The sequence below is a fragment of the Chloroflexota bacterium genome (assembly GCA_018648225.1).
GTDB lineage: Bacteria > Chloroflexota > Anaerolineae > Anaerolineales > UBA11858 > NIOZ-UU35.
This window is the reverse complement of sequence record JABGRQ010000073.1, coordinates 82,962-93,523: the sequence shown is the minus strand read 5'-3', so window position 1 is coordinate 93,523 and position 10,562 is coordinate 82,962. Positions and strand designations below refer to the sequence as shown.

At 51.2% G+C, this 10,562-nt stretch carries 7 protein-coding genes; all 7 read left to right on the top strand.

The genetic code is table 11. The features are described 5' to 3' along the window. Positions 1 to 53 precede the first annotated feature (53 nt). The 7 genes from HN413_06010 to HN413_05980 all read left to right on the top strand — a co-directional run bounded on the left by HN413_06010 (position 54) and on the right by HN413_05980 (position 10,561). The gene (locus tag HN413_06010; GenBank protein ID MBT3389946.1) at positions 54 to 2,423 is read left to right on the top strand and encodes a hypothetical protein; all 2,370 of its coding nucleotides are present in this window, start codon (positions 54 to 56) and stop codon (positions 2,421 to 2,423) included. 204 nt (positions 2,424 to 2,627) lie between these two features. Further along, positions 2,628 to 3,539, top strand: a complete 912-nt coding sequence (gene rsgA / locus HN413_06005; protein MBT3389945.1) for a ribosome small subunit-dependent GTPase A — start codon at positions 2,628 to 2,630, stop codon at positions 3,537 to 3,539. Between the two features lie 219 nt (positions 3,540 to 3,758). Further along, a complete protein-coding gene (locus HN413_06000; protein MBT3389944.1) occupies positions 3,759 to 4,340 on the top strand; it encodes an RNA polymerase sigma factor in 582 nt (193 codons plus the stop codon). After that, positions 4,327 to 4,590 carry a hypothetical protein gene (locus HN413_05995; GenBank protein MBT3389943.1) on the top strand — a complete coding sequence of 88 codons (264 nt, stop codon included), beginning with the start codon at positions 4,327 to 4,329 and terminating at the stop codon, positions 4,588 to 4,590. The genes HN413_06000 and HN413_05995 overlap by 14 nt, the downstream gene beginning before the upstream one ends. A gap of 98 nt (positions 4,591 to 4,688) precedes the next feature. Further along, a complete protein-coding gene (locus HN413_05990; GenBank protein MBT3389942.1) occupies positions 4,689 to 6,629 on the top strand; it encodes a hypothetical protein in 1,941 nt (646 codons plus the stop codon). A 372-nt stretch (positions 6,630 to 7,001) separates the two neighbouring features. Continuing rightward, positions 7,002 to 9,086, top strand: a complete 2,085-nt coding sequence (locus tag HN413_05985) for an ABC transporter substrate-binding protein (GenBank protein ID MBT3389941.1) — start codon at positions 7,002 to 7,004, stop codon at positions 9,084 to 9,086. 311 nt (positions 9,087 to 9,397) lie between these two features. Continuing rightward, on the top strand, positions 9,398 to 10,561 hold the full coding sequence (locus tag HN413_05980) for an ABC transporter permease (GenBank protein MBT3389940.1): 1,164 nt from the start codon (positions 9,398 to 9,400) through the stop codon (positions 10,559 to 10,561). The last annotated feature ends 1 nt before the right edge of the window (position 10,562 follow it).

Below are 10,562 nucleotides of genomic sequence, written 5' to 3'. Positions count from 1 at the left end.
GCAACGCTTGGATATCACTGCCCGATGTATGATTCAATTCTGGATGATCCGTTATGAAACATCAAATAAAGAAAATTTACTACGATACCCTAACGGGTACAGGCGATACAAAAACTCCGAATTTTTCTTTGTGTCTGCGTGTCTTTGTGGTGAATTTGCGCGGCGTAAGCGTTTCGTTGATTCTGTTGGCGCTTCTTCTGGCAGGCTGCACCGCCTTCGGGCCAGAACCCACCGCTACCCCCAGCGTCACGCCCGAACCGACCGCAACCGTGCTGCCCACGGTTGGGCCGCAAATCACTCCGGCGCCCGATGTGGATGAAACCGTGCGCGCCTACCTGGATGCCTGGAAACTGGATGACTACGCGGGTATGTACAACTTGCTTACCAGCATCAGCCGCGATGCCATCAGCCTGGAAGATTTCACGGCGCGTTATACGAGCGTGAACGCCGAGATGGCGCTGAGTACCGTGGAATATGAAATTCTCTCTTCGTTGGTGCGTAACGCGCAGAGCGCTCAGGCCAGTTACCGCTTGACTCTAAATAGCGTTTTGGTGGGCGATATTCAGCGTGACACGTTGATGAGCCTCAGCCTGGAAGAAGGCGACTGGCGGGTGCAGTGGAGTGATGAGTTGATTCTGCCCGAATTGGCGGGAGGCAACAGCCTGTGGATGGATCGCCATGTCCCCTCGCGCGCTAATATTTACGATCGTGATGGCGAGCCGTTGGTTGCATATGGCGAAGCCGTTTCGGTGGGCATTATCCCGGGGCGTCTCGACCCTGAAAACTCGCTGGGCTTCTTGGAAGACCTGCAATGGCTTACGGGTTTGCATCCGGGAACGATCCAGGCTATGTATGCCGATTTTCCCTTTGGTGTAGATTGGTACTTGCCCCTGGGTGAGGCCCTGCGTGAGCGCGTCGAGCGTTTTTATGGTGTAGATCCGCTCTATGACGACGGCCTGCTATATATGTACCCTTACGAGGGGCGTTACTATTTCGATAACGGCATTGCTCCGCAGACTGTTGGCTATGTATCCTTAATCCAGGCCGAAGAAGTGGACGAGTATCTGCGCAAAGGTTTCCGCCGCGACGAGATGGTAGGCCGCCAGGGGGTTGAATATTGGGGCGAGCAATATCTCACTGGCAATCGGGGCGGTTCCTTGTATGTATTAGGCCCCGATAGCGAGGTTATTACACAATTAGCCGATGTGGAAGCCAAACCCTCGCTGCCGGTTTACACTACGCTGGATGCCGATTTGCAGCGCGCCGCCCAACTGATGTTGTCGAAATATGCTGGCGCTATTGTAGTTATGGAAGTCGATACCGGGCGTGTGCTGGCAATGGCCTCCTCGCCCTGGTTTGACCCGAATGCCTTCAATCCGAATAACTATAATTCTGGCTACCTGCTCGAGGATATTTACTCCCCCTATGGCGGCAACCCACTTCTTAATCGCGCCACACAGGGGCAGTATCCCCTCGGTTCGGTTTTCAAAATCATCACCATGGCAGCCGCGTTAGAGAGCGGCCTCTACACAACCGAATCCACCTATGACTGCCAGTACGCCTTTACCGAAATTACCGATATTGCCCCGCGCTACGATTGGACCTACGAACACTGTCAGGACGAACTGGCAACCGAGGGGGAGTGTAAAACTGAACCTAGCGGTCTGCTGACGCTGCCACAAGGGTTGATGCGTTCTTGTAATCCCTACTTCTGGCATATTGGTTTGGATTTGTACCGCCAGGGGTTGACAGATGCGATCTCTGAGATGGCGCGCGGTTTTGGGTTGGGCAGTCTCACTGGAATTCAAGGTGTGGAAGAAGAATCCGGGCAAATTCCTGATCCCAATGAAGAAATTGACGCTATCAATAATGCCATTGGTCAGGGCGATACCCTGGTCACGCCCTTGCAAGTGGCACAATTTATCGCTGCGCTCGGTAATGGCGGCACGATCTACCAGCCGCAGTTGATCGACCAGATTGGATTGCAGGGCGAAGAGCCAGTTTATCAATTTGAGCCGATCATCACTGGCGAATTGCCAATTAGTGAAGATACGCTCGAAACGCTGCAACGCGCGATGGTGAGCGTAGTGGAGAGCCGTCGGGGTACAGCCTATTCGGTACTGGGTGCATATAGTTCCAATATTACGCCCTTTGCCGGGAAAACAGGCACCGCCGAGACAGGCCTGGGCGAATCGCACGCCTGGTTTGCCGGATATACTCGCCGCAACCGCGCCGACAAACCCGATATTGCCATTGTTGTAGTTGGCGAATTTGCGGGTGAAGGTTCTGAAGTAGCCGCGCCCATTTTCCGGGCAGTGGCACAGCAATATTTCGAAGGACGGCGCAATTACCTGTTGCCCTGGGAGTCGTCGGTTGGCGTTATAGCTCTTCCAGAAGAAGAAACACCTACCCCGGAGCCTTAACGCAAGCAGCCAAAGCGGGAAGGCGCGATTTCGTGATATTTGTGTTGAAAAACAGCGCTTTCCTTCAAAGTGTACGGTAGAAAATAGGCTCTTTGGGAAGGGGTATCCGGGGAATGTCCCGCCAGTTCTTAATGAACCATAATTTGCGATCAATTCGAATGGTTTTGTAATGAGGAGCATCGCCTGACAGAGAAAGAAAAAACTTTGCGTGGATTAGTTATTCGCTCACAATCTGGGTTCTTAACTGTGCAAACGGATGATGGCTTGGTTGTGTGTCGCTTGCGTGGCCGGCTCAAGCGCGGCCGCCGCCGGGGGGATATTATTGCCGTTGGCGATTGGGTTCAAATCAGCGTGTTGGAGGACGGCAGCGGTATGATTGAAGAAATTGAATCGCGTCGCACGATGTTCTCGCGCCTGGCCCCCACCGCGCGCGGTGAATATCGCCAAATTCTCATTGCTAACCCCGATCAAGCCGTTTTTGTGTTTTCCTGCGCAGAACCTGAGCCTCGCCTGCGTATGCTCGACCGATTTTTGATTGTCGCAGAGAAGGCCGAAATTAACCCCCTGATTGTATTTAATAAAGTTGATCTGATCGGGATGCGCGCCGCGCGTAAATTATTTGGCCATTACAAAGATATTGGCTATTCAATCCTGTTTACCTCAGCAAGTTCTCGCCGGGGAATTTCTGCCCTGCAAAAACAACTGCTGGGGAAAATTTCGGTTTTAGCAGGTCCTTCTGGGGTGGGGAAATCGAGCCTGTTGAACGTGATTCAGCCTAATTTAGGTTTGGCGGTAAAAGAGGTCAGTCAATCCTCCAGCAAAGGACGGCATACAACTGTGGTGCGCGAATTATTTCCTTTGGAAGGTGGCGGTTACGTGGCGGATACCCCAGGGTTAAAAGCCCTGGCTTTGTGGGATATTGAACCCGAGGAAGTTGACGGATATTTCCCTGAGCTGCGCTATCTCGTCGCAGATTGTAAATTTAGCGATTGTATGCACTTACACGAACCCGATTGCGCTGTTAAAGCGGCTGTTGAAGAGGGTTCTGTCCATTTTGAGCGTTATGAATCATATATTCGTATGCGTTATGGTGAAGAAGACGATGATTTCTACTAAAAACAGGTCATTGCAAGAAGCACTAGCGAACGAGATCATCCTCCGGCTCGTAATGACAGTGGATATATTTGACAGATGCGTAAGGATAATGTTTAATTCTGTTTACAGAATAAGAAATAGGTTCTTGGTGTTTCCCTGATGGTGGTCCTTTGAGTGATTTTTTGAACCTTTATCGAGGTAGAGAGTATTAAGTGCGAATACCAATTAAGGAAATTCCTATTGAATAGCGACCGCGAATTGGTTTTACAGCTCCAGAGCGGAAACCTGGATGCACTAGGTACTTTATACGACCGGTATCAGCATATCGTTTATCGTACCGCGTTGGCAATTACTGGCGATGATGCTGCCGCCGCCGATTTGTTGCAGGATGTGTTTTTGCGCATTCATCGCTTTTCACACCATATTGATCCGGAGCGACCATTAGAACCCTGGTTATATCGGGTAACGACCAATTTAACCTATACCTGGATCAAGCGCCGCAAACGATGGCTTTTTCATTCCATTGATGAAATGGCCGAATGGCTTAAGGGAAGTAAAAAGCAATCACCTGCTTTCCAGGTAGAAAAAAACGAAGAGTGGCAGCATGTTGCCTCCGCAGTTGCTACATTACCGTTTCGACACCGGGTAGTAATTGTGTTGCATTACTTTAGTGATCTGTCATTAGATGAGATTTCAGCAGTGCTTGAAATCCCAGTTGGAACCGTCAAATCGCGTTTACATTATGGACGCAAAACGCTCAAAGCACAACTGGAAGTGGAAAACGACATCAGCATTAGGAAAGTTCAATATGAATTCACATAAAAAACAGAATCAAGAACTTTTCGATCACAGGCTGCGTCGTAGCATGAAGCAGTGGCTGAATCAAAAGTCGCCCCCCGTCGATATAAAAACGCGCATACTGCGAACGGTGCAGAAAAAATCATCCACCCAAATTTCCTGGTTTATTCCAATGGTAAATTTGGTATTCAACCGCGAATATAATGCTTCTTCATTTGACCGTTTTGCTCATGCAACAGCCTATTCGCTCCAGATGGGCGTATTGATTTTATAGGTATTGCCTTGCCAAAAATTGGGAGATTATCGAAAAGCGGCTGCGCATAAGGGCGCACCCCTTATGCGCAGCCGCTTTTCGTTTTTTATTTTGAAATTATGTTCAAAGCCATCCGTCCATTCTTCGTCCTGACCATCATTTTGGGAATATTAACAGCCTGTACTCCTGCACCAACACCCGAAGAACCCGGTGTGGATCTTACAGTACAAGCGTTGGTTGAAGCCATTACTTCAGCTACCCCGGAACCTAGCCCCACACCTGAACCACCCAGTGTGCTAACGGTGTGCATGGGGCAGGAGCCTTCATCGCTATTCATGTATGCCGATACAACCGCGGCAGCCCGCGGCATTTTACAGGCCATTTATGATGGCCCCTTTGATCGCAATCATGGTCAAGTTCAACCGGTTATTCTGGAGCGCATCCCCTCCCTGCAAAATGGGGATGCAGAACTGCGCCCGGTTGAAGTCGTAAAAGGCGATGTTATTGTAGATGCGGAGGGTCATTGGGTTACTCTTAATGAACAAACTCGCTATCGCCCTAGCGGATGCACCAGTGCAGATTGCGCTCAGGCATATGCCGGAGACCAATCCGTGCTGATGGACGCGTTAGCTGTGCGTTTTCGCCTTTTGCCGGGTTTGCTCTGGTCGGACGGCACTCCCCTTACGGCGCAAGATTCAGTTTATTCATTCAATATTGCGCAGGCTTTTTATGGCAACGTATCAGATGCTTTGCGGTATACGCAAAGTTACACCGCACTCGATGCCCAAACTGTCGAGTGGTTCGCCATTCCGGGGTATCAGGGGGCCTACGCTACCAATTTCTTCTCTCCGTTGCCAGAGCATATTCTGGGCGCAATCGATATGAATATCTTGCCGACTTCCGAGTTGGCTGCTCGCAATCCTTTGGGATGGGGAGCCTATGCGTTCGAAGAATGGATCTCCGGCGATCATATTACCTTGCATCGCAACGAAAATTATTTCCGCAGTGCGGAGGGTTTGCCGCGTTTCGAGTATCTCGTCTTCCGCTTTGTCGATGGCGGTTCGGCCGCAGTTGATACGTTACTGGTTGGCGAGTGTGATTATATCGACCAAACCGCCCTCACGCTGGATGATGCCCCGCGGCTGCTCGAAGCCCAGTCAGGCGGTCAGATTGGTCTGTATGTTGAAAATGACACTTCGTGGGAGCAAGCCGTGTTTGGTCTGGATACTTTCAGTGAAGAACGGGCGGATTTCTTTGCCAGCCGGGAAGTGCGCCAGGCGATTGCTATGTGCATAGATCGTCAGGGGATGGTGGACGGACTCCTTTCAGGGTTGGCAGCCGCATCCGATGGCTATCTACCCGCGGAGCATATACTGTTTCCCGCCGAATTACCCACCTATCCCTACGATCCCCAGGCGGCTTTGGAACTTCTCGCCAGCGTCGGCTGGGTAGATAGCGATCAGAATGCAGATACACCCCTCACTGCGCTGGGCCGCACCGATATTGCCGATGGTTCCCCCTTTGCGTTTGATTATTGGGTGCCCGAAGACCCCCCGAGACAGGCAGCCGCCAATTGGGTGCAGGCCTCACTGAGCGAGTGCGGCATCCACGTCAATATAAAAACTCAACCCTGGGAGCAATTCCTCAGCCCTGGCCCAGATGGTGCAGTCTTCGGACGGCGCTTCGATATGGCGCAATTTGCCTGGTCGATCGGGCAGATCGCGCCTTGTTTCCTGTTCACCAGTGACGAAATCCCCGGCCCGTTGCCCGATTTTGCAAAAGGTTGGGGCGGCGGGAATATTGCCGGTTATAGCAACCCTGAATTCGATCAGGCTTGTCGCACCGCGCAAACAACCTTGCCCGATACGCCGGAATATTTGCAAGCCCAACAGCGGGCACAGATGGTTTTCGCGCAAGATTTGCCTGCCGTGCCATTGTATTGGAACCCGGAAATTTCCGCATACCACACGGATATTTGTGCAAGACCCGGCACAATGGATATACAATTGAATTTAATGAATATTGAAAGTTTTGCCGGTAAGGATGATTGTAGACCGTGATGAAGATTTAGCGCCATTTTTTGGCGTTGCTTATGGCTATTAGGCAAGTTTTAGTTATGTTATAATCGCTTGGCTAGTAAGTGGGCGCTGTACCACAAAAACGACACAATCGCAGCATAGCGCCCGAGAAATTTTGGCTCTTTAGGAATTGAATAGTGGGTGTCCGTATTTAGGGGTATGCAGCGGGTTTTGTCTGCTGCGTACCCCTAAATATGAGATTTCTCACAGTAGATCCTGAAGTTCTAGAAATTTACTGCATAGTGTAACCCATAAGGAGGTGGTGCCTGCCAAGATTGAGACTGTAATCTGAACACACACCTGTACGAAAAAAATCAAACCCATTTACCTAATCCAAATGGAGGAGTAAGGAAAATGTCTAAAAAATTCTATTTAGTTCTCGGTATCCTAGTGATCGCCAGCCTCGCATTGGCGGCCTGCGCTCCCGAGACTGTCACAGTCATTGAAACTGTGATCGTTGAAAAAGAAGGCGAGACCATTGTTGAAACCGTGGTCGTCGAAGTTGAAGCCGAAGCCCCGGCAATGGAAGAAGTTCCCGCTGGCGGCGAATGCTGTGATGCTTATCGCATTGCTATCTTCGAAGAGCCTGTTTCGTTGAACTACTGGAACTACCTTGGACCAGGCAGTTCGGTTTGGACTCAGTACGTGCTTGCTGGTCAGGCTCCTGCTCTGTTCGGCCTCTCCGATGTTCGTTTCGATTTCATCCCCTCCCTGGCTAAGGCAGTTCCCGAAGCTGTGGACAATGGCGATGGCACCTGGACGATCACCGTTGAGATGGTTGCATCAACTTGGAGCGATGGCGAAGCCCTCACCGCTGATGACGTGGTCTTCACCCACAACGCTTGTAAAGACCTCAAATTGACCCAGAACTGGCCCAACCAGTGTTCACCCAATGGTGTTGACGTTACCGCCGAAGCGGCTGACGAATATACTGTTGTGTACACCTTTGCCGAAGCCCCCTCCCTGGGTACTTGGCAGGCTGGTATTGCTTTGGCTCCGATTCTGCCCGAACACTACTGGGCTGCTGGTGTTGCTGAAGCTTATGCCTTCATTGATGGCATAGTTGCTCCTGAAGTTGAGCGCCCCGAAGACTGCGAAGCCGAAGGCGCCGATGCTGATGCTTGTGCCGCCTATGCTACCTATGATGAAGCATATACCAATGCTCGCACCACCTTGTACGAAGCCGATGCGACTGACGCTCCCTCCGCTGGTGGTTATACCACCGACAAATGGGAAGCTGGCGCGTTCGTGCAGCGCACTGCCAATGAAGGCTACTACTTCAAGGGCGCCGAAATCGTTGAGTACGAAGATGGCACCTGGATGTTAGTCATGCCCGATGGCACCGAAATGATGCTCTACGGCGCCGCCGAAGGCGAAGAAACTTTGCGCTACACTTCTGGCCCTTACAGCCCCAACATTATCTTCTCCATCTACGGTTCTCAGGATGCTGCTTTCCTGGCTCTGGCCAATGGCGAAGTTGACTACGTAATCAACCCCCTCGGCCTCTCCCGCGGTTTGCGCGAACAGGCTGAACGCGGTGAAGGTATTAAAACCTACACCAACGCCGACTATGGCATGTACTACATTGCCTTCAACATGAACAAATTCCCCATGTCGGATTACGCGTTCCGCCAGGCTATGGATATCGTGATTGACAAAGAATTTGTTGTCAACAGCGTACTTGGTGGCGTTGTCTTCCCCATGTACTCGGCCATGCCTCCTGGAAATGGTTTCTGGTACAACCCCGATGTTGAGACTCCTTACGTTGGTATGACCCGCGAAGAACGCGTCAACTTGGCCGTTCAGGTTCTTACCGATGCTGGTTGGTCTTGGGAAACTGCCCCCGCCTACAATGCTGATACCGAAGATGTTGATCCTGGTGTTGGCGTCACAGGCCCCGATGGACAAGAAGTTCCCGAACTGACTATCCTCGGCCCTGGCCCCGCTTACGATCCCCTGCGCGCAACCTTCAACCAGTGGATCTCCGAGTGGGCTCGCGAGCTGGGTATGCCCGTTCAGTCTGAACTGACCGGTTTCAACACCATCCTCGGCCCCGTGTTCGTTGAAGCGAACTACGATATGTATATCCTCGGCTGGAGCCTCGGCAACGTGGCCTTCCCCAGCTACTTCTTCGATTTCTGGCACAGCAGCCAATGTACTGCCGACACCGGCAACTACAACACGCCGTGTCTTAAGAGCGATACGTATGATGCCTTGGTAGAAGAATTCATGAGCACTGGCGACCTCGCCCGCGCCCAGGAACTTGTTTACCAGATGCAGGTAGTTCTGGCTGACGAACGCCCTTACATCAACTTGTTCTACAAGCAGACCCACGATCTCGCCAACGAGCGCGTGGTGTTCCCCTACACCGAATCCCTTGGTGGCATTGAGTTCCAGACTGGTATGCAGACTGACGCTCAAGTTATGCTCTCCAAGTAGTTTTTGGATGTAAGAGATTACGGGAGCGGGCGGATTTCCGCCCGCTCCTAAATCAAAGCTTCTCCCAAAATAAAAAAACTGAAATCATTGCTCTCGCTGATAGTGGGAGAAACACAAAAAAGGGTGTGCATTGGGGTAGCACCCTCTATGCACACCCTTTTTTGTGAACTTCTTGCTGCGCAGGTTTGGATTTGCGCAAGCACAAATAATTCAGGAATTATCCTTTGGTTTGCGTGTTCCGCACTCCGCTTCGCATCGGTGAGGGGTGCGGAGTGCAGAGTACGCAAAAATTTGAAGGAGACAATAAAAATATGTGGAAATTTTTAGGTAAACGTCTTTTACAGATGTTCATAACCCTGCTGATGTTCCAGACTGTAACCTACTTCTTAATGGATGCACAGCCTGGCGACATCGCAGACTTGCTCACGATGAACCCGGATATTCCTCCGGCGGAACGTGATCGTATCCGCCAAGATTTGGGTTTAGACCGCCCCCCCGTGGAGCGCTTTTTCAAATATGTCGGCAATTTTTATCGCGGCGATATGGGGGTATCATTTTCCCAGTTCCCTCGCCCCGTTACTGAAATTATTTTCGAACGTCTTCCCCGAACGCTGGTGCTGTTTTTGACTGCATCGGTGATTTCGTTTTGGGCAGGTTACGTCTCAGGAAAAGTGCTGGCATGGAAGCGTGGCGGTGCGCTGGAGTACTCATCAACCCTGGTTGGCGTAATTTTGTATACCGTCTTCACGCCCTGGTTTGCTCTGATGATGATCTGGCTCTTTGCCGTTTATCTGGATTGGTTGCCACCGGGCAAATTCCTTGATCCAATTATCTGGTTGGATGCCCCTGAAGGCCTTCACGCCAACAATGTCTTTTTGCGAATGATCTGGTCGGCGTTGATTGCTTCGGGTGTCTTAGTGGCTGGGTTGGTATTTACCGCTCGCTTGTCGACTCAACTTCGCAGGTTGGGACGCTGGATCAGTTTTATTGTCCCCATGATTGGCCTGTTTGTATATTGGCGCTTCGTGGCTGTGGGCTTCAATTCTTATGCCTGGGATATTTTACAGCACCTGGTACTGCCGGTGCTAACTGTCACCCTGATTGCTTATGGCGGTACGATGTTGTTGATGCGCACCAGTATGCTGGAAACCCTGCGTGAAGATTATATTCTTACCGCACGCGCCAAAGGTCTGTCTGAAAAAGTTGTACGCGACAAACATGCCGCACGCAACGCCTTGCTACCTGTGTGGACTGGATTGGTCTTTAGCATCGGCGGTTCGGTGAGCGGCGGTATTATTACAGAAACCGTCTTTTCCTGGCCGGGACTTGGCCTGACTCTGCTTACAGCTGCGCAGGTTGAGGATATTCCCCTGGCGATGGGGGCGCTCACCATTACTGGTTTATTGACGCTGGTAAGCCACCTGGTGGCTGATGTTGGCTATGCCTTCCTCGATCCGCGTATTCGCTATAACTAGG